The organism is Arthrobacter sp. MYb227, assembly GCF_002975435.1.
Taxonomy (GTDB): domain Bacteria; phylum Actinomycetota; class Actinomycetes; order Actinomycetales; family Micrococcaceae; genus Paeniglutamicibacter.
This window is the reverse complement of sequence record NZ_PCPT01000001.1, coordinates 57,480-74,730: the sequence shown is the minus strand read 5'-3', so window position 1 is coordinate 74,730 and position 17,251 is coordinate 57,480. Positions and strand designations below refer to the sequence as shown.

Here is a 17,251-nt window from a genome sequence, read left to right as displayed (position 1 = left end):
AACCTGTGGAAAATGAAAAGAGCTGCAAGAGTAAAAGATTTCTAAAACACACTCATTCAAAAGTGTAATGCCGATCTCAGAGTGTTGGCAGACGTAGACGCGCGCCGTTGATGCTTGCTGCATCGCTAGTGAATAAGGAAATTGCGGCATCGCCAAGTGCCGTAACGTCGGTGAAACCGGCGGTGTTACGTTCGGGATGTGCCTGTCGCGTGGCTTCATCACTGAAGGCTTTAATGACCCAGCGGACTGCTGCCGCGCGCTGGGGTGTGGGCTGATCTTTGTTCCCGGATTGGGCAGAAGTCAGAGCCGCTGCAACCGAGCGTATCCAAGCCTCGGCTCCCGCCTTGGCCGTGCTGTAGTTGGCGTTTGAACCGGTCGGAGTATCGACGGCTGTGGCACTAACAATTGCTACCCGACCGCACCGCGAAGCAAGTAAGTCCTCGTGGAAAACTCTCGTGGTGTTTCGTAGCGTGGTGACGATTTGGGTATGCAAGAAATCTGCATCTTCATCGTTTTGCCCGGCCAGCCCTTTGCCTCCGCGCCAGCCGCCGACTAAATGAAATAGCCCATCAATGGGACCGCGTTCGGTGTCGATAAGCTGATGCAATTCGCTGACCGCGCCGTGATTTGCCAGGTCAACCTCGTAGCGCCCGTGTACAAAGGGGAGCCGTTCGGCCAGACGTTCTGCGTTGGATCCAGCGGCAAGTACCGTGGCCCCGGCGTTGCTTAGCGCCCGCGCTGCTGCGACCCCGGCGGCTGAGGTGGCACCTGCGATGAGTACAGTTAGATCCGTTAGTGTAGCCATAATCGTGAGTCTAGACCTCGAGGGTGAGTTTCCATGTGGGGTGTGCAAGCATTCCCCCAAGAATTGCATGCACACCCCACAAGCTTGGGTGATAAATGTTGGCTACAACGAGCTGGACCCGGTGATGCCAATCGTTGAATCAATAACCGGAGTCATTTTCTTGCTCAACGCCTCATAGAACATTGAAAGAGGAAATTCGTCATCGAGGACCTGATCGGTCATCTCACGCAACGGTGCAGTTAGCGGTAACGCATCGGGACCCTTGGCCCACGTGGAAGCGGGATGAGGCGTGAGAGTTGTGGAAACCAGCTGGTACGCGGCAAGCCAATGCGCAATCTTGGGTCGATCGATCGAACGCCAATACAAATCGTCAATGGCGTCTCCCAAGGCCGAAACTACGGCCGGTACCTCTTCCCAATCGATGGTGAGTTTGGTGTCGGTCCAGTGCAGCACATGGTGTTGGTGCATCCAAGCAAAGAGCAGTTGACCGCCCAACCCGTCGTAGTTACGAATGCGGGAACCGGTGATGGCAAAGCGGAAAATCCTGTCAAAGATCACTGCATATTGCACTAACCTTGAGTGTTCGCGGGTTTCACTACTTTGCGTCTCATCAGCCTGAATTTTCACGCATTCACGAAATGCTGTGAGATCGCAGCGTAGCTCTTCGAGCGAGTAGAGGAAATATGGCATGCGTTGCTTGATCATGAACGGATCAAAGGGAAGATCTCCGCGCATGTGGGTACGGTCATGGATCATGTCCCACATGACAAACGTTTTTTCGCTGAGGGATTGATCCTCGAGCATTACCGCGGCATCTTTTGGTAGCTCTAGGTCGGTGATTTGTGCAGCAGCCTTGAGTACTTTACGGAAACGCGCAGCTTCACGGTCTTGGAAGATTGCCCCCCAGCTGAATGCCGGGGTTTGCCTAATGGCAACCGACTCGGGGAAAAGGACCGCAGAGTTGGTGTCATATCCAGGCGTGAAGTCCAAGAAACGAAGCGGAACAAATAGTTTATTGGAATAATTGCCTGCTTCAAGCCCGGCAATAAACTCCGGCCAAATCACTTCAACAAGTACCGCCTCAAGCAGTCTGTTGGTTGAACCATTCTGGGTATACATGGGAAAAATTACCAGATGACGCAACCCATCGTCGCGCTGGGTTTGCGGCTGGAATTCGAGCAATGCATCAAGGAAATCTGGAATCTTGAAGCCGTTGGTAACCCAGGTGCTGAGGTCTTTGATGACAGCGGTGATGTATGCGGCGTCATGACTAAACTGCGGCGCTAAAGATTCGATGGATTCAATGATCGTAGCGACCAAGCTGGTTGCTCGTGGGTGATCTGTAGCTTCGGGGATCGAACCATCATGGACCTGCAGGGTCTGAAATTCGGTAGCAGCCATTTTTAGGGCGATCCACTGTGTGGACGAAATAAGCTCAGCATTGGATAGTGGCTTAGGAAGTGTTGCATGAGTCATGTGAAGGCACCCCTTTCGGTGTAGATGTTCGAGCTAGCGGCAGCTGCCGCGGCACTATTCATTTACAGCCTAATGAGATGTAAGCAATACTGGTCTAAAGTACCCCTTAGCAATAGCAGGTCTATTGCTAAGGGGTATCATACAGGCGTTATGCCACCGATTGTTCAGTGCTTGGCCACAAGGAAGAAACTTACTTTTCCAAACAGCGGCCTCAAGAATGCCCCTTAGCTAGTGTGCTTCAGCGTCAACGACACAGAGTTCATACAATAGCGCTGGTCGGTGGGGGTATTGAATCCTTCGCCTTCAAAAACATGGCCAAGATGTGATTCACAGGCAGAGCAGAGCACCTCAACGCGTGCCATGCCCATCGAAACATCACGAACATAGCGAACCCGATCCTCGGCCAAGGGCGCGAAGAATGATGGCCAACCGCAGCCAGCATCAAATTTTTCATTGCTGGTAAACAGTTCCTGGCCGCAGGCGCGACATGCATAAACTCCCTGCGTGGTGGTGTCCCAGTACTCTCCGGTAAAGGGACGTTCCGTCCCTGCCTGACGAAGAACCCGGAACTCCTCGGGACTTAGCTCCGCGCGCCATTGAGTATCGGATTTGCTGATAACTGGTTCTGAAGGCTGGATATCACTCACACTAGCCACAACGTCGCAAGGCGCTCCATCATTCCCGAGAATACGCCCGCACCTATTGTCCCAAACGAAGAGAACGAATGCTCCAGCAAAGAAGACGGTGAGTTGCCGCCTAAGGATCAGCAATCATTTGCGATGATTGAACTATGAAGGCTCAACGACCATCCCGCCGCCCAAGCCCTAAAACAACAGGCAAAGGCCTGAGTATTGCCCTCGTAGGCGCAGGAATAGGTGCCGTTGCAGGATCGCTCTTTGCAGGAAGTGTTTCAGCGTTGGCTGCATACTTTGCACGGCGTGTGGTAACACCCGATGCAGTGCCCGAGGAAAGCTTAGCGATTCTTGCGGTACTTCACACAGAAGATGGCTATGAAGTGATTCTTCCGGCTACCAAAGACTCAACGGCCCCGGGTCGATACTCACTGTTTTTTGCTGCCGATACCGGCCACGCCCGTCTAGGGGAGCCTAAAGATTATCGTGTGGGGGACGGGACGGTCACCCGCATCGTTGAAGAAGTCTATTCCGGAGACATTGGCACTGCTGCGCGAGGCCGACTCTCCGGAGTCATTTTTGATTCTCCGGCGGATGCTGGGATCGAATTTGAAGAAGTTCAAATTCCCACGGAAAATGGGGATGCTCCGGCTTGGTTAATACCTGGTGTCGAGCATAAGCACGTCTGGGCCATTTGTGTTCACGGCCGTGGGGCAAACCGCAAGGAAGGTATCCGTGCACTGTCCACCCTAGGTGGACTCGGACTAACTTCATTACTTGTCTCCTACCGAAACGACGGCATTGCACCTGCGGCAATCGATGGACGTTATGGCCTAGGTGGCACCGAATGGCCGGATATTGAAGCTGCAATCGACTTTGCCTTGGCTCGAGGAGCAAACGAAATTATGCTCTTTGGCTGGTCAATGGGCGGCGCAGTTAGCTTGCAATTAGCAGACAAATCATCTCATGCACGGAAGATCTCGGCACTGGTACTAGACGGCCCGGTTATTAACTGGATTGATGTACTCTCCCACCAAGCAAAGCTCAATAGGATCCCCGAGGCAGTGGGTCAATTCGCGCAATGGCTGCTCAGCAATAAGGCCGGACGCTGGATGACAGGTTTAGCAGCTCCCCTAGATCTCAAAGAATTGAACTGGGTTGAGAAGCACGACCAGCTACGCATCCCCACGTTGATCCTGCATAGTGAAGACGATGATTTCGTTCCGATTGGACCTTCGGAACAGTTGGCCGAACTCAATCCACAAACCGTGACGCTTAAGCGCTATACGCGAGCTGGACACACTCGGGAATGGAATGTGGATCCGCAGAGGTGGGATCGCGAAGTCAGTGCATTTGTGCGCAATATCCTGAACTCAAACAGGCCAGGATTCGACGCTGAGAACTAATGCGCAGCGATATGCGCAATTAATGCATTGGTGAGTCGTTGCAGATCGCTCGCCGCTAATTCAATATCAAGGCCTCGGTGTCCACCTGAAATGAAGATCGTTTCATGGCTCAATGCACTTGTATCAAGAATGGTTCGTGATGGTTGGCGTTGGCCCAGCGGGGAAATCCCACCCACCACATATCCCGTGCGCCGCTCGGCAACCGCAGGATCTGCCATCTCAACTTTTTTGATGCCCAAGGCCGTAGCTATGGCCTTCAAATCAAGGGTCTTATCCACTGGCACAATTCCAACAGCCAAGGCGGCAGCTCCGGGCTGCCCGGTAGCTACAAGCAATGTCTTGAAAACACGTTTGGCTGGAACTCCAAGTGCCTGTGCGGCTTCTAAACCGAAAGATGCTGCCGCTGGATCATGCGCATAAACATGCACTGTATATGCAACCTTCTCCTTCTCTAGGAGCGTGGTGGCCGGTGTACCGGCTGTAGCATGTACCTTCTTCTTAGCCATGAGGGTGTGGATGCTCCTTAAAGAAAAGTTTGGGTACCAGTAATAGCGATACCCAAACATCTTCTCAGTCTTGAACCCCGGTGCAAACCGAAAGACTATTTTTGGTAACTTTTAGACTGCTGGAGCCTGAATGCGTTCGGTCACCTGACGCTTGATGCGTCCGAGCATTGCGGTCATGCCGCGTAAACGCAGTGGGGTCAGTGCCCTAGTCAGCCCCAAGGTGTTGGGCATATCATCGGGAACCGCGAGCAGCGCTTCCGCCGGCAAACCATTCAGACCCTGATGCAGGATCGAGGCAAAGCCACGAGTCGTGGGTGCTTCCGGTGGAGCGGAGAAAAACAACGAAACATTTCGCTGGCCCTCGGGCTCAACTTCAATAGTTAAAAATAGTGGCGACTGGCATTCGACAACCTGTTCCAACAGATCTGGATGATCGGCAAAGCGTTGGGGGAGTGCCGGGAGTTCTTCGGAGAACTCCAGAAGCAATTCCAAGCGCTCACGTTCGGTGACAGCTTGAAAATCATCAACAATTTCCGCCAATTCCTTAGGCAATTCGCTCATGCGCTTAGGCTCCATATCCTGCAGGAACGGCACCAGGTTCGATACCCTTGACGATCGGTACGCGAACTGCGTTGCCCCACTCGGTCCATGAACCATCGTAGTTGCGTACGTTTTCAAAACCGAGCAAGAATTGCAAGGCAAACCAAGTGTGGCTTGAACGCTCACCAATACGGCAGTAAGCGATGATGTCATCGCCTGCGGTAAGCCCGGCATTGCTGAGGTAGATTTCCTCAAGTTCTTCACGGCTGCGGAAGGTTCCATCATCGGCAGCCGCAAGTGCCCATGGCACCGATGCTGCCGAAGGAATGTGGCCACCGCGAAGGGTGCCTTCCTCAGGGTACGCAGGCATGTGGGTACGCTCACCGGTGTATTCCTCGGTTGAGCGAACATCGATCATTGGCTTGCCAAAGTGCTCGAGCACCTCGGGGAGGAAAGCACGGATTGCATTGTCATCACGGGTAATTACCGGGTAGCCGGTCTGCGTGATGACCGGCTTTTCGCGGGTGAGTTCACGGCCTTCGGCAATCCACTTATCGCGGCCACCATCAAGCAAACGAACATCCTCGTGACCAAAGAGTGTAAAGACCCACAGCGCGTAGGCTGCCCACCAGTTGGACTTGTCTCCGTATATGACAACCGTTGAATCGCGGCTAATACCCTTGGAAGCCATCAGCTGGGCAAAGGCCTCACCATCAACATAGTCGCGGGTATCTTCATCATTTAGATCCGTATGCCAGTCAACCTTTACTGCGTTTGCAATGTGGCCGGTGTCGTACAGCAAGAAGTCCTCATTGGATTCGAGGATGACCAGACCAGGGGCGGAAAGATTTGCTGCCAGCCATTCGGTGGTGACCAAACGCTCGGGGTGGGCGTAGGCGGCAAACCGGGGGTTGGCGTCGATGGGCAGGCTCATGATGAATTGACCTCGCAACAAGAAGTTAAAGTGGGGATGATACTTACCTACTAGCCTAGCGAGCTATGCAAGAGGTTCGGCGACTCTTGAGTCATCTCACGCCATATTTCGCTTCAAGCGTCCGGGAAAACCGGTGATTAGTGCCCCTGATCACCTATGAAGATCAGAATTTAGGGGTTGTGGAATCTCACGGCGTAAAATGGCGGGGGCGTGCTTTGCGCGCCGATCACTTTCTCACCTCGACGCTAAGGACCGCTTCGCCGTATGGCCACGATTGCGCACCTTTCCCAACGGACCCCATCGGTCTCGATTGAAGAGCTGCTTGCCGGCTTCCACCCGTCCTACCGTTTTGGCGAGGTGTCTTTTGAGACCTACCGACCGGATGCATCGGCTCCGTCCCAGGCCGAAGCGGTCACCAAGCTCAGGCACTTTGGGGCAAATATTGGTGGCTCCAAGGGCGGTTTCCTGGGCAAGCTTTTTGGCAAGAAGAAAGTCGAGAAATCCGGGATCTACCTTGATGGTGGATTCGGTGTGGGTAAAACTCACCTTTTGGCTTCGCTGTGGCATATCGCCCCGGGTCGCAAAGCATTTGGTACGTTCGTCGAATATACGAACCTCGTTGGTGCACTTTCCTTCCGTCAAACTGTTGATGTATTGAGCACCTACTCGTTGGTCTGCATCGATGAATTTGAACTCGATGACCCGGGGGACACCGTATTGATGTCTCGGCTTATGCGGGAACTTGCGGACGCCGGAGTAAAGATCGCAGCAACATCGAACACGCTTCCCGGTGCGTTGGGCGAGGGAAGATTTGCTGCTGTTGATTTCCAACGCGAAATTAAGGTTCTCTCCGAGCAATTCGATGTTCACCGTGTTGATGGTGTTGACTTCCGGCACCGTGGGCTTCCAGATGCCCCGGAACCATTGGATGATTCGGTCATAGAGGAATTCGCTCAGGAACGCTATGGCGATAAGCGGTACTCGGTTGATGAGTTCGCAGATCTTGCCGAGCACCTTTCAAAGGTTCACCCGAGCCGTTACCGAGCGTTGGTGGGCGAAACCGATGTGATGGTGCTACACAACGTTGAAACCATCACCGAACAATCGGTTGCCCTGCGCTTTGTGGTTTTGGCCGACCGTTTGTACGACAAGGATGTGCCAATCGTTGCCTCAGGCAAGCCGTTCTCCGAGCTGTTTACCCCGGAGATGATGGCTGGCGGTTACCAGAAGAAGTACTTCCGCGCCGTATCACGGTTGACGGCGCTTGCCCGTGAAGGTCAGACCGGAGAGCCAGCGCTCTAACGCGAGCCCCAGATAGTTCGATTGACAAGGCTAAGGCCGCTTGGATTTCCTGTAGGAAATCCAAGCGGCCTTAGCCTTGTGGGTAAGAAAAATTTTTAGGAGCGCTTTTGTTCGATGAGGAAACGCAGCGCCAACCCCGCAAGTAATGCCCAGAATGCTCCGCCGATTCCGGCGAAACTAAGACCTGAACCAGCAATCAAAAATGCAACTAGAGAGCTCATCCTGCTGCTTGGATCCGCCAGAGCCGAGGATGCGGCAGTCCCCAAAGTTCCAAGTAATGCTAGCCCGGCGGCGGCTTCGAGTAATCCGCTAGGGCTCGCCGAAGCCAGAGCAGTGATGGCGGCAGAAGCTAGACCCAAGAGGATATAGAACCCACCCGATGACACGGCGGCGATCCATCTGCGAGAGCGGTCTTCACCTGCTTCTTCACCGGCAGCCAGCGCGGCGGAGATGGCTGCAAGATTAATAGCATGTCCACCGAAGATTCCGGCAACTGAGGTGCCAATGCCTGTGCTGATCATTGAAGCACGCCAGGGAGTTTTATAGTCAAAACTTGCCAGCACCGCAACGCCGGGTACATTTTGTGATGCCATGGTCACAACAAAGAGAGGTAACGTGATTCCGGTAAATGCCTGGATGCTGAATTCGGGGATAGTAAACACTAGCGTTGGTAGCAGCTGACTCATGGCCCCACTGTCCGTTGCTTGTCCCATGGTGAAACCTGCAATGATCAGAGCCGTGGCCATAGCAGCGGGAACCGCCCAGCGCGGGCTAAGCCGCAGGAACACTAGCCAGATTATAATGACCGGAGCTACATACAATGGGATCTGCGCTAAGGCAACAAACGGTGCTAAGCATAGCTGGAGTAGAACTCCAGCCAGCATCGCCTGTGCCAGTGGAACCGGGATTGCAGCAAGTAGGCGCCCTAACCAAGGTATGGCTCCGGTGGCTGCGATCAGGACACCGGTCATAATGAATGCGCCAACAGCCTGATTCCAACCAAGATTCAAGCCGCCGGCGCCAAGCAATAGTGCAGCCCCCGGGGTAGACCAGGCAGTGGTGATAGGACGCTTGGTGAACCATGCCAGACCGATCGCGCAGATGGCGAAGGTGATGGTGAGGGCGAAAAGCCCTGAAGCAGCTTGCGCTTCATTTGCTCCCACGGCTTTGAGCCCGGTGAGAACCACGGCAAATGAGGATGTGTAGCCGACCAATGCCGTGACCAAACCCGCCATGACTGGTTGCATCGAATTTGGCTTTTTGGCTGCGTGCTGTTGAACGATGCGTGTCAAAACATTTCTCTCTATACAAACAACAAGCGCCGGTTCCGCCTCACGGCGGTACCGGCACTCGTTTGTCGTGCCTTCAGGGCACAAGTCCTACAAGCTAGGTGAGGAAATTAGGCGGTTGGCGCCTGATCGTCACCATCAACCTTGTCGAGGAGGCCTTTGGCACCATCCTGGACCTTATCGACCTTATCGGCGAACTTACCGCCGGTCTTCTCGTCGATGAAGTCTCCAGCCTGATCAATTGCACCGGTGATCTTTTCGGAGTTCTCCTGGATCAAATCGGCGGCCTTGTCCTTCAACTCTTCGGCCTTGCCCTTCAGCTCGTCAAAAATAGACAAAAGGCACCTCCTCTCAATACCTGGGAGCTATGAACGCTCCCGACTAAGTTCATCATATGTGCATTGAGACACAAATCAACAAGCGAACACGTATTTTTTCCAAAGTTTGCATGGAATTGTCTGTGAGCCGTCACTTCTCACCAGATCGATGCGCCAGAAAATTCATAACTATGGTTTGACGTGTAATACTTCGTCATTGAAAGAACCCAATGGGGATGTATGGGGAGCCTTGAAATCGGGCGCATGCCGCTTGCGGGGCAAAAGAGAAGACCGGCCGATTCAAATGAATCGGCCGGTCTTTATTCAGAGTGGACAACGAGGTTCGAACTCGCGACCTCGACCTTGGCAAGGTCGCGCTCTACCAGCTGAGCTATGTCCACGGGAATAACCAACAGTTACTTGTGATTTTTCGTGGGCGATACTGGGATCGAACCAGTGACCTCTTCCGTGTCAGGGAAGCGCGCTACCGCTGCGCCAATCGCCCAAAGTTTCTTACTTGGCTTCTTTGGAAAGCCAAAGAATAAGGACCCCTTTTCAAGAAATGAATTGAGGTCCATTATTTCTTCGAGTGGACAACGAGGTTCGAACTCGCGACCTCGACCTTGGCAAGGTCGCGCTCTACCAGCTGAGCTATGTCCACGTGAATAACCAACAGTTACTTGTTGATTTTTCGTGGGCGATACTGGGATCGAACCAGTGACCTCTTCCGTGTCAGGGAAGCGCGCTACCGCTGCGCCAATCGCCCATATTTCATTTTTACAAAAGTACTACGAGGTGGGGACGGGATTCGAACCCGCGTAAACGGCTTTGCAGGCCGGTGCCTCGCCTCTCGGCCACCCCACCATAACCAACAGATGTTGGCTAGATCAGTAAACTGATCCGGTGAATCTATTGCGAGTGGACAACGAGGTTCGAACTCGCGACCTCGACCTTGGCAAGGTCGCGCTCTACCAGCTGAGCTATGTCCACAATGTTGTGCTTTCCGCACGGTTCGTTTCCGTTCCGTTTGGCGGCGTTCCAACGAGTAAAAACTCTATACGACGTTTACCCAAAGTTCCAAATCGGCGCTCTTCACCTTCGAAATCTTTGAATAATCCGCATGATTACGGGGTTTAGAAAAAGCGGTCGGGTGAACGAAAAGGCTCAATCGTCGGAAAGGCATGGAAAAATCTTTTTTATGACTTCACCACAGCTGGCCCAGCAAACAGATTTTGGTCGGATGTATTCACGCAAAATTGGTGGACTTCCCGAAGTTCCCTCAATCACCACCGTTATCGGCCAAGAAAAAATAGATCTAGATGGATGGATTGGCCATATGGCCGCCACCGCGGTAATTCAAGATGATCGGCTTGGCTCGGCCATAGGCGATAGCGCAAAGCTAAAGACCTTGGCCAGACAAGCATCGAGTGCTGCCGTGGAATATCGGAATGCCGCAGCGGCTCGTGGCGACAGGGTTCATCAGTATTGCGAAGAAATTGCCCTGCGGGCCATGGGGCGGCCACATCAGGCGGCCCAAGCCCGCGAGGCGCTGAAAGAACATGGCGAAGAAGCGTTTGCTGGACGTTTTGATGAATGGTGGGAGCAATACAAGGTTCAACCACTAGCTACCGAAGTTACCGTGTGGAATGAATCTGTGGGCTACGCCGGAACTCTTGATCTTGTGGCAACCATCGGAGGACGAATATGTTTAATCGACTACAAAACCCGGGGAACCGATCGTGACGGGAGAGTGAAAACACTTGACCCGAAGGTCGTCATGCAGCTTGCCGCCGGTGCCAAAGCAGAAGAAATGGTGGTTGACGCTGCAACGGGAACCTGGGAACCGTGGAAATACTCACATGACCCAATGCTCTTAGGTGTGGCGTTGGGGCAAACGGAAGTACAAACAGTTATGGCCAATCCGGATGTTTTACCCGCGTATTGGTCGAAATTCTGGTCACTACGTCAACTGTGGGGCGCTGCTCAGCGTGTCCGGGATGCTGGCCCGGCTCTTCAAAGCGTCGGACCACCGCCGGGAAATCAAACCGTAGGTCGCTCGGTAGACTAGGAAGCAGGCACCGTCATGAGTGAGTTTGACGGCGTCTTCATCCACAGCACATTGCCGGGACTCAGCCGGCGGAAGGGGGACGGAAATCTCATGACCGTCTTAAGTATTCGAATCGTTGGAGACCCGATTTTGCGCACACGCGCAGACGAAGTCACCGATTTTGGTCCGGTACTGCGCAAGCTTGTTGCAGACATGGACGAAACCATGGAAAACGTTGAGGGCGCAGGCCTCGCCGCCCCTCAAGTAGGCGTATCGCTACGAGTCTTCACCTACCAAATCGCCGGCCAGCGCGGACACATCATCAACCCCGTGCTCGAAATGAGCGAAGACGATCAAGAGGATGTCTCCGAAGGTTGCCTCTCAATTCCGGGCATGGCCTACCCAGTCAAACGCCGCCGATGGACCCGTGCCACCGGCGTGGATGTAGATAATAATCCTGTGGTAGTTGAAGGCGAAGACTTCCTAGCCCGCTGCATTCAGCATGAGACTGATCACCTTGACGGGATCCTTTTCATTGATCGACTCACCGGAGAACTGAAAAAGGAAGCCTTCCGCAAGCTGCGAAACGCCAACTACAATTCGGTTGCCGCAAGCACAATCAATGAGCGTGCTGCGGCCCTTGGCTCCAGCTTTGGTGCCGGTGCAAGCTTTGGAGGTCAGCGATGAGAGTCCTCTTTGCCGGAACCCCACAAGTCGCCGTCGCCTCACTTGATCAACTGATCGCCGATGGATTCAATGTAGTTGCGGTCCTAACCCGCGAAGATGCCCTCGTAGGACGCAAACGGGTACTTACCCCTTCACCAGTTGCGGCACGAGCGGCCGAACTTGGCATTGAAATTATCCACGCAAACCGCATTGATGAAGCAACCGAGGCAAAGCTTGAAAGCCTTGAATTAGATATTGCGGCAATCGTTGCCTACGGCGGGCTAGTCCCGGAAAAAGCATTGACTATTCCGCGACTTGGCTGGATCAATCTACACTTCTCATTGTTGCCAATATGGCGCGGAGCTGCCCCGGTACAGCACTCGATCATGGCTGGTGACGACATCACAGGAGCCGTGACCTTCCAGCTTGAGAAGGGCTTGGACACCGGACCAGTGTTTGGAACATTGACCGAAACCATTAATCCCGCCGACACTTCCGGAGAGCTGCTGGGTCGCTTAGCAATCTCGGGATCGGTGCTGCTTTCGCAGACTCTTTCGGGACTTGAGGCAGGCAAACTTGCCGGTGTTCTACAACAGGGGGAGAGCACCTACGCGCACAAGCTCACACTTGTAGATGGCAAGGTCAACTGGAGCCATCCGGCACTGGTGATCCGCCGCCGGATCAACGGAACTACCCCGGATCCGGGAGCCTGGACCGAACTTGATGGACAACGATTCAAACTTGGGACATTGAAGCCGGCAACCGAGGTTACCGACCTAGAGCCGGGACAGGTACGCATTGAGCCGGGCAAGCAACCCCGTGTACTGGTTGGTACCGGATCGCACGGTGTTGAGCTTGGACTTGTGCAGCCCCCGGGCAAAAAAATGATGAATGCAGCAGATTGGGCGCGAGGAATTCTTGCCTCAGGAAACACAGATGAGGTGAAATTCGCATGAGCGAATTCGGACAGGGACGTTCAGATCGTCCACGTGGTAACTCTAATAACCGTGGTGGCGGACAAGAACGGCGCGATAGCGCCGGGCGCACGCGAAACCGTGGTGGAAATGCGCCACGTCAATTCAGCGCCTCCGCTCCTTCGGCCCGTGGCCGCCGTGCGGACCAGGCGCGCCTGACGGCCTTTGAGGTGTTGCGTGCTGTTTCGGAGCATGACGCTTACGCAAACTTGGTACTACCGAACCGAATTCGTGAAAACCGACTTGATCGCCGGGATGCAGGATTCGCTACGGAACTGACCTACGGTGCACTGCGTGGCCAAGGTCTCTACGACGCAATTCTTGCGCGCTGTGTTGACCGTCCGTTGGCTCAGCTCGATCCCGCGGTACTCGATACGCTGCGTTTGGGAGCTCACCAACTGCTTGCCATGCGTGTGCCCAACCATGCGGCTCTTGATGAGATGGTCTCTTTGGCTCGCATGGTTATCGGTGCAGGTGCCTCGGGATTGATAAACGCAGTGCTGCGTAAGGTTTCGCTGAAAGATCTTGAAACGTGGAGCGCCGAACTTGTCGAAGGCCTCAGTGATGAGAATGCAGCGGCAGCAATCGTTCATTCTCACCCCGAATGGATAGTTCGTGCGTTGCGCCAGGCCTTGGTTGCTCACGGCCGGGATGCCACTGAAATCAACGATCTTCTGGCAGCAGATAACCTGGCCCCGGTGGTGAACCTTGTGGCACTACCGGGTGTTGGCTCACTTGACGAAGCAATGGATCAGGGTGCGGAACCGGGTACCTTGGTGAAGGATTCCGCCTACTATCAGGGCGGTGATATTGCGCGTTTGGCCTCAGTTCGCGAGGGAAGCACCCGTGTTCAGGATGCTGGATCCCAATTGGTTGCACGCGCACTGGCCGCAGTTCCACTACCCGACGCCGGTGAGGACCAGTACTGGCTTGACCTCTGCGCCGGTCCTGGCGGTAAGGCAGCACTTCTTGCGGCGCTTGCTGCCCAAGAGGGTGCCCGGCTCACGGCAAATGAGCCGGCCGAGCACCGAGCCGAACTTGTCTCCAAGGCACTTATCGCCATTGATCCCGAAACATGGATGATCACGGTACGTGATGGTCGCGAATTTGCGGAGACCGAATACGCCGGAGGCTATGACCGCATCATGGTTGATGCTCCGTGTTCGGGTCTTGGTGCGCTGCGTCGTCGCCCAGAATCACGCTGGCGCAAGAGCCCTAAGGATGTTGCCGAGCTGACAATCTTGCAAGGTGAGCTACTTGATGCAGCGCTTTCCGCGGTTCGTGTGGGCGGAGTTGTCGCTTACGTGACATGCTCACCACACCCGGCGGAAACAGTTGCCGTGATTGATGATGCTTTGGCACGACACAAGAACGTTAAATTGATGGACACTGGTGCCGCGTTGGAAGCCTCCGCCTTACCGGGAATGGCAAATGCAGCACGTAAGGTGGGTGAAGGCAGCACGGTGCAACTGTGGCCGCATATTCACAGCACCGATGCGATGTTCATGGCTTTGCTGACGCGTACCGCCTAAGCTACCCCAACGCTAGATTACCGGGCCAGCCCCCGCTTTTTACAGGAGTTTCAATGCGTAATTGCAAGATTAACCCGTCGATTCTTTCTGCAGATTTCACTAACCTCGAACGTGAACTGCACCGGATTCACACAGCCGATGCGGTCCACGTTGATGTCATGGACAATCACTTTGTGCCCAACCTAACCATCGGATTACCTGTGGTTCAGCGGTTGAACGAAGTCAGCGATTTGCCACTTGACGTCCACCTAATGATCAGTGATGTTGATCGCTGGGGTCCGGGTTACGCCGAAGCGGGGGCAGCTTCGGTAACATTTCACGCCGAGGCCTCGGCGGCGCCAATAAAACTAGCCCGAGATCTGCGTGCTGCGGGTTCGAAGGCCTCGATGGCGTTGCGTCCGGCAACACCGATCGAACCGTACCTAGACATGCTTCCGGAGCTGGATATGGTGCTGTTGATGACCGTGGAACCCGGTTTTGGTGGACAGGCGTTTCTCGATATTGTGTTGCCCAAGATTCGCAGGACTCGTAAGGCGATTGATGGATCTGGGTTGCCCATTGCCTTGCAGGTCGATGGTGGGGTAACCCGCGAAACAATCTTGCGTGCGGCAGAGGCCGGTGCCGATGTATTTGTGGCTGGTTCTTCGGTGTACGGGACGCAAGATCCGGCAGCCGCCATCGAAACATTACGCAACCTCGCGGCCCAGACTCCGGTTTCCGTGTAATACTAGAAGCTACAACTACACAACGTGCTCCGGGGTCGGTGTAAGTCCGAACCGGCGGTTATAGTCCGCGACCCGTGCCAAAAGGATTTCTTAGTTGAAGCCCTGGAAGCATGGTTGAACTGGTGAAATTCCGGTACCGACAGTTAAAGTCTGGATGGGAGAAGCACGTACACGCAACACTTGTAACCCTTTGCGGGATGCATTAAGAGATGGCAGAAGACTAGGTCTTCTCAAATCAAAACTTAATCGCATACTCTCGCCAAGGAAGGCAGTGAACCGTTGTCACGAACCCCCCGGAGCCGCCGCGGCTTGACAGGAGGACAATGGATTTTCTGCGGTGGCTCATAGAAGCTTTCAACTCTTACATCACGATAGGTAGCAGTGCACTGCTGGTACGCGAAGTCGTGGGCAACATCTTTGGTCTGGCCTCAGCGCTCGGTGGTATCCGCCGTAAGATCTGGGCTTGGCCGGTAGGAATCATCGGAAACGCATTATTGCTGACGGTATTTCTTGGCAGTATTTTTGGGCACGACTCAACGGCGAACCTTTTGGGCCAAGCCGGACGACAAATCATGTTCATCGCGGTGTCCATCTACGGCTGGTACCGCTGGAAATCAAGCAAAAACTCCAGTGGTCACGCAGTCACGCCACGCTGGGCTACCGCCAAGGAACGCATTTCCATGGCAACGGTCATGGTCGTTGGAACCGTCGCGCTGACCCCAATTTTCGGCGCCTTGGGCTCATATGAGCCGGTGTGGGCAGACGCTTGGACGTTTGTCGGATCACTACTGGCGACCTTTGGAATGGCTAAAGGACTGGTCGAATTCTGGTTGGTGTGGGTCATCGTGGATATTGTCGGTGTTCCGCTACTTTTCAGTGCGGGATACTACGCAAGTGCCTTCATGTACTTGTTCTACGGTGTCTTCACACTCTTTGGCTTCTTTATGTGGTGGAAGGCGCAAAATGATGCAAAGCCAAGCATCGAAACCTCGTTGCCAGATCCCACGATCAAGGTGCCAAACTAATGCGCGCAGCACGCCAACTGGCAGGAATGCGAGTTGCTTTGGAACTCGCCAAGCGCGGTGTGCGAGGTGCTAACCCACTGGTTGGTGCGGTGATCCTCGATGCCGAGGGCAATATTCTTGCCACCGGATTCCATCGCGGTGCAGGTACCACGCACGCCGAAGCAGATGCCCTGAGCAGGCTTGGAAAGCTCAGCGAACAAGCATCTCGCGAAGCAACTATGGTCATCACCTTGGAGCCCTGTAACCACACCGGACGCACCGGACCGTGTACCCAAGCAATCATCGATGCAGGAATCGGCAACGTGATCTTTGCCGTCAGGGATGAGGGGGCCCAAGCCGGTGGTGGAGCCGAACGTCTACGCGCTGCGGGAGTCAATGTTGAGCAAGGATTACTTGAATCTGCCGCACTAGAACTCAACCACCGGTGGTTCTTGGCTCGCACGCAATTCAGGCCCTTCACGACACTTCATCTTGCACAAACCCTTGATGGCCGCATTGCCGCGGCCGATGGGACCAGCCAATGGATCACCTCGCCCCAGTCGCTGCACTATGCGCATCAAGTCCGTTCGCGGGTTGATGCAATTATCGTGGGAACCGGAACCGTCATTGCGGATAATCCTCGGCTTAATGCCCGGGATGAGTCTGGGGCTCCGCTTGCGAATCAGCCGCTTCGCATCATCATGGGCAACCGTGAGATCGCCGAAGATGTAGCGCTGAAATCCGATGATCACTGGGAACATATCCATTCCCATGACCCGCACGAGGTGCTTCGCAGGCTTCAGGCCAGCGGCATCGCACATGTGCTGATCGAAGGCGGATCATCAATCATTACCGCATTCTTGGCAGCAGACCTTGTTGATGAGATTCACCTTTATCAGGCACCTATCTTCCTTGGCGCTGGACGTCCAAGTATTGGAGATTTAGGCATCAATACACTGAGCGCTGCCCAAAGATTCCGGCTTGATCCCATCGATGGAGAGTCCGTACAGATTCTTGGCGTCGACACACTTACTCACCTTGAACCACTGCCGGCAACGCTGCCCTGAACGCAGCCACGGTATTTGAAAGGGATAAC

General features: G+C 54.3%; 17 protein-coding genes, 6 tRNA genes and 1 riboswitch. Of the genes, 9 read left to right on the top strand and 14 right to left on the bottom strand.

Annotated elements, in window-relative coordinates; genetic code table 11:
- Positions 1 to 76: 76 nt before the first annotated feature.
- The 3 genes from CQ018_RS00390 to msrB all read right to left on the bottom strand — a co-directional run bounded on the left by CQ018_RS00390 (position 77) and on the right by msrB (position 2,928).
- The gene (locus CQ018_RS00390) at positions 77 to 805 is read right to left on the bottom strand and encodes an SDR family NAD(P)-dependent oxidoreductase (RefSeq protein ID WP_105548010.1); all 729 of its coding nucleotides are present in this window, start codon (positions 803 to 805) and stop codon (positions 77 to 79) included.
- A gap of 102 nt (positions 806 to 907) precedes the next feature.
- Positions 908 to 2,281, bottom strand: a complete 1,374-nt coding sequence (locus tag CQ018_RS00385) for a DUF6421 family protein (RefSeq protein ID WP_105548009.1) — start codon at positions 2,279 to 2,281, stop codon at positions 908 to 910.
- Positions 2,282 to 2,505: 224 nt separating this feature from the next.
- Positions 2,506 to 2,928 (bottom strand): peptide-methionine (R)-S-oxide reductase MsrB, encoded by a 423-nt coding sequence (gene msrB, locus CQ018_RS00380; protein ID WP_308728839.1) that lies wholly within the window; start codon positions 2,926 to 2,928, stop codon positions 2,506 to 2,508.
- A gap of 143 nt (positions 2,929 to 3,071) precedes the next feature.
- On the opposite strand from msrB, the gene CQ018_RS00375 reads away from it, so the two are divergent.
- Positions 3,072 to 4,319 carry a S9 family peptidase gene (locus tag CQ018_RS00375; RefSeq protein WP_105548008.1) on the top strand — a complete coding sequence of 416 codons (1,248 nt, stop codon included), beginning with the start codon at positions 3,072 to 3,074 and terminating at the stop codon, positions 4,317 to 4,319.
- Here CQ018_RS00375 and ybaK read toward each other — a convergent pair.
- The 3 genes from ybaK to CQ018_RS00360 form a co-directional block, all read right to left on the bottom strand.
- A complete protein-coding gene (gene ybaK, locus CQ018_RS00370) occupies positions 4,316 to 4,825 on the bottom strand; it encodes a Cys-tRNA(Pro) deacylase (protein ID WP_105548007.1) in 510 nt (169 codons plus the stop codon). The two genes, CQ018_RS00375 and ybaK, sit on opposite strands and share 4 nt — an antisense overlap.
- Before the next feature lie 111 nt (positions 4,826 to 4,936).
- Entirely contained in the window at positions 4,937 to 5,386 is a 450-nt protein-coding gene (locus CQ018_RS00365; protein ID WP_105548006.1) for a SufE family protein, read from the bottom strand.
- Positions 5,387 to 5,390: 4 nt separating this feature from the next.
- Complete coding sequence (locus tag CQ018_RS00360; protein ID WP_105548005.1) at positions 5,391 to 6,299, bottom strand: sulfurtransferase; 909 nt, start codon at positions 6,297 to 6,299, stop codon at positions 5,391 to 5,393.
- Positions 6,300 to 6,563: 264 nt separating this feature from the next.
- On the opposite strand from CQ018_RS00360, the gene zapE reads away from it, so the two are divergent.
- Positions 6,564 to 7,601 (top strand): cell division protein ZapE, encoded by a 1,038-nt coding sequence (gene zapE / locus CQ018_RS00355; RefSeq protein ID WP_105548004.1) that lies wholly within the window; start codon positions 6,564 to 6,566, stop codon positions 7,599 to 7,601.
- A gap of 95 nt (positions 7,602 to 7,696) precedes the next feature.
- Here the strand turns inward: zapE and CQ018_RS00350 are convergent, their stop codons facing one another.
- The 8 genes from CQ018_RS00350 to CQ018_RS00315 all read right to left on the bottom strand — a co-directional run bounded on the left by CQ018_RS00350 (position 7,697) and on the right by CQ018_RS00315 (position 10,197).
- Complete coding sequence (locus CQ018_RS00350; protein ID WP_105548638.1) at positions 7,697 to 8,848, bottom strand: benzoate/H(+) symporter BenE family transporter; 1,152 nt, start codon at positions 8,846 to 8,848, stop codon at positions 7,697 to 7,699.
- 152 nt (positions 8,849 to 9,000) lie between these two features.
- Positions 9,001 to 9,228, bottom strand: coding sequence for an antitoxin (locus tag CQ018_RS00345; protein ID WP_105548003.1), 228 nt, complete (start codon positions 9,226 to 9,228; stop codon positions 9,001 to 9,003).
- 307 nt (positions 9,229 to 9,535) lie between these two features.
- A tRNA-Gly gene (locus tag CQ018_RS00340) sits at positions 9,536 to 9,608 on the bottom strand.
- A 32-nt stretch (positions 9,609 to 9,640) separates the two neighbouring features.
- Positions 9,641 to 9,712 (bottom strand) — tRNA-Val (locus CQ018_RS00335).
- 83 nt (positions 9,713 to 9,795) lie between these two features.
- A tRNA-Gly gene (locus CQ018_RS00330) sits at positions 9,796 to 9,868 on the bottom strand.
- Between the two features lie 33 nt (positions 9,869 to 9,901).
- Positions 9,902 to 9,973: transfer RNA gene (locus CQ018_RS00325), tRNA-Val, on the bottom strand.
- Positions 9,974 to 10,000: 27 nt separating this feature from the next.
- A tRNA-Cys gene (locus tag CQ018_RS00320) sits at positions 10,001 to 10,071 on the bottom strand.
- Positions 10,072 to 10,124: 53 nt separating this feature from the next.
- Positions 10,125 to 10,197: transfer RNA gene (locus tag CQ018_RS00315), tRNA-Gly, on the bottom strand.
- A gap of 208 nt (positions 10,198 to 10,405) precedes the next feature.
- Here CQ018_RS00315 and CQ018_RS00310 point away from each other — a divergent pair.
- The 7 genes from CQ018_RS00310 to ribD all read left to right on the top strand — a co-directional run bounded on the left by CQ018_RS00310 (position 10,406) and on the right by ribD (position 17,222).
- Positions 10,406 to 11,275 carry a PD-(D/E)XK nuclease family protein gene (locus tag CQ018_RS00310; protein ID WP_105548002.1) on the top strand — a complete coding sequence of 290 codons (870 nt, stop codon included), beginning with the start codon at positions 10,406 to 10,408 and terminating at the stop codon, positions 11,273 to 11,275.
- 90 nt (positions 11,276 to 11,365) lie between these two features.
- Positions 11,366 to 11,941 (top strand): peptide deformylase, encoded by a 576-nt coding sequence (gene def, locus CQ018_RS00305; protein WP_105548637.1) that lies wholly within the window; start codon positions 11,366 to 11,368, stop codon positions 11,939 to 11,941.
- On the top strand, positions 11,938 to 12,876 hold the full coding sequence (gene fmt / locus CQ018_RS00300; RefSeq protein WP_105548001.1) for a methionyl-tRNA formyltransferase: 939 nt from the start codon (positions 11,938 to 11,940) through the stop codon (positions 12,874 to 12,876). Before def ends, fmt begins: the two co-directional genes overlap by 4 nt.
- Complete coding sequence (locus CQ018_RS00295) at positions 12,873 to 14,426, top strand: RsmB/NOP family class I SAM-dependent RNA methyltransferase (RefSeq protein ID WP_105548000.1); 1,554 nt, start codon at positions 12,873 to 12,875, stop codon at positions 14,424 to 14,426. Before fmt ends, CQ018_RS00295 begins: the two co-directional genes overlap by 4 nt.
- A gap of 53 nt (positions 14,427 to 14,479) precedes the next feature.
- On the top strand, positions 14,480 to 15,151 hold the full coding sequence (rpe, locus tag CQ018_RS00290) for a ribulose-phosphate 3-epimerase (protein WP_105547999.1): 672 nt from the start codon (positions 14,480 to 14,482) through the stop codon (positions 15,149 to 15,151).
- 20 nt (positions 15,152 to 15,171) lie between these two features.
- A riboswitch (FMN riboswitch) is annotated at positions 15,172 to 15,322 on the top strand.
- A 152-nt stretch (positions 15,323 to 15,474) separates the two neighbouring features.
- Positions 15,475 to 16,176, top strand: a complete 702-nt coding sequence (gene pnuC, locus CQ018_RS00285; RefSeq protein ID WP_105547998.1) for a nicotinamide riboside transporter PnuC — start codon at positions 15,475 to 15,477, stop codon at positions 16,174 to 16,176.
- The gene (gene ribD / locus CQ018_RS00280; RefSeq protein WP_105547997.1) at positions 16,176 to 17,222 is read left to right on the top strand and encodes a bifunctional diaminohydroxyphosphoribosylaminopyrimidine deaminase/5-amino-6-(5-phosphoribosylamino)uracil reductase RibD; all 1,047 of its coding nucleotides are present in this window, start codon (positions 16,176 to 16,178) and stop codon (positions 17,220 to 17,222) included. The genes pnuC and ribD overlap by 1 nt, the downstream gene beginning before the upstream one ends.
- The last annotated feature ends 29 nt before the right edge of the window (positions 17,223 to 17,251 follow it).

What these genes read in the sequence shown, in the direction of transcription:
- CQ018_RS00365 (WP_105548006.1), bottom strand. Translation starts at nt 5,386, where the DNA reads ATGAGCGAATTGCCTAAGGAATTGGCGGAAATTGTTGATGATTTTCAA.
- ybaK (WP_105548007.1), bottom strand. Translation starts at nt 4,825, where the DNA reads ATGGCTAAGAAGAAGGTACATGCTACAGCCGGTACACCGGCCACCACG.
- CQ018_RS00375 (WP_105548008.1), top strand. Translation starts at nt 3,072, where the DNA reads ATGAAGGCTCAACGACCATCCCGCCGCCCAAGCCCTAAAACAACAGGC.
- pnuC (WP_105547998.1), top strand. Translation starts at nt 15,475, where the DNA reads ATGGATTTTCTGCGGTGGCTCATAGAAGCTTTCAACTCTTACATCACG.
- CQ018_RS00360 (WP_105548005.1), bottom strand. Translation starts at nt 6,299, where the DNA reads ATGAGCCTGCCCATCGACGCCAACCCCCGGTTTGCCGCCTACGCCCAC.
- CQ018_RS00310 (WP_105548002.1), top strand. Translation starts at nt 10,406, where the DNA reads ATGACTTCACCACAGCTGGCCCAGCAAACAGATTTTGGTCGGATGTAT.
- rpe (WP_105547999.1), top strand. Translation starts at nt 14,480, where the DNA reads ATGCGTAATTGCAAGATTAACCCGTCGATTCTTTCTGCAGATTTCACT.
- CQ018_RS00295 (WP_105548000.1), top strand. Translation starts at nt 12,873, where the DNA reads ATGAGCGAATTCGGACAGGGACGTTCAGATCGTCCACGTGGTAACTCT.
- zapE (WP_105548004.1), top strand. Translation starts at nt 6,564, where the DNA reads ATGGCCACGATTGCGCACCTTTCCCAACGGACCCCATCGGTCTCGATT.
- def (WP_105548637.1), top strand. Translation starts at nt 11,366, where the DNA reads ATGACCGTCTTAAGTATTCGAATCGTTGGAGACCCGATTTTGCGCACA.
- CQ018_RS00390 (WP_105548010.1), bottom strand. Translation starts at nt 805, where the DNA reads ATGGCTACACTAACGGATCTAACTGTACTCATCGCAGGTGCCACCTCA.
- ribD (WP_105547997.1), top strand. Translation starts at nt 16,176, where the DNA reads ATGCGCGCAGCACGCCAACTGGCAGGAATGCGAGTTGCTTTGGAACTC.
- fmt (WP_105548001.1), top strand. Translation starts at nt 11,938, where the DNA reads ATGAGAGTCCTCTTTGCCGGAACCCCACAAGTCGCCGTCGCCTCACTT.
- CQ018_RS00350 (WP_105548638.1), bottom strand. Translation starts at nt 8,848, where the DNA reads ATGCAACCAGTCATGGCGGGTTTGGTCACGGCATTGGTCGGCTACACA.
- CQ018_RS00385 (WP_105548009.1), bottom strand. Translation starts at nt 2,281, where the DNA reads ATGACTCATGCAACACTTCCTAAGCCACTATCCAATGCTGAGCTTATT.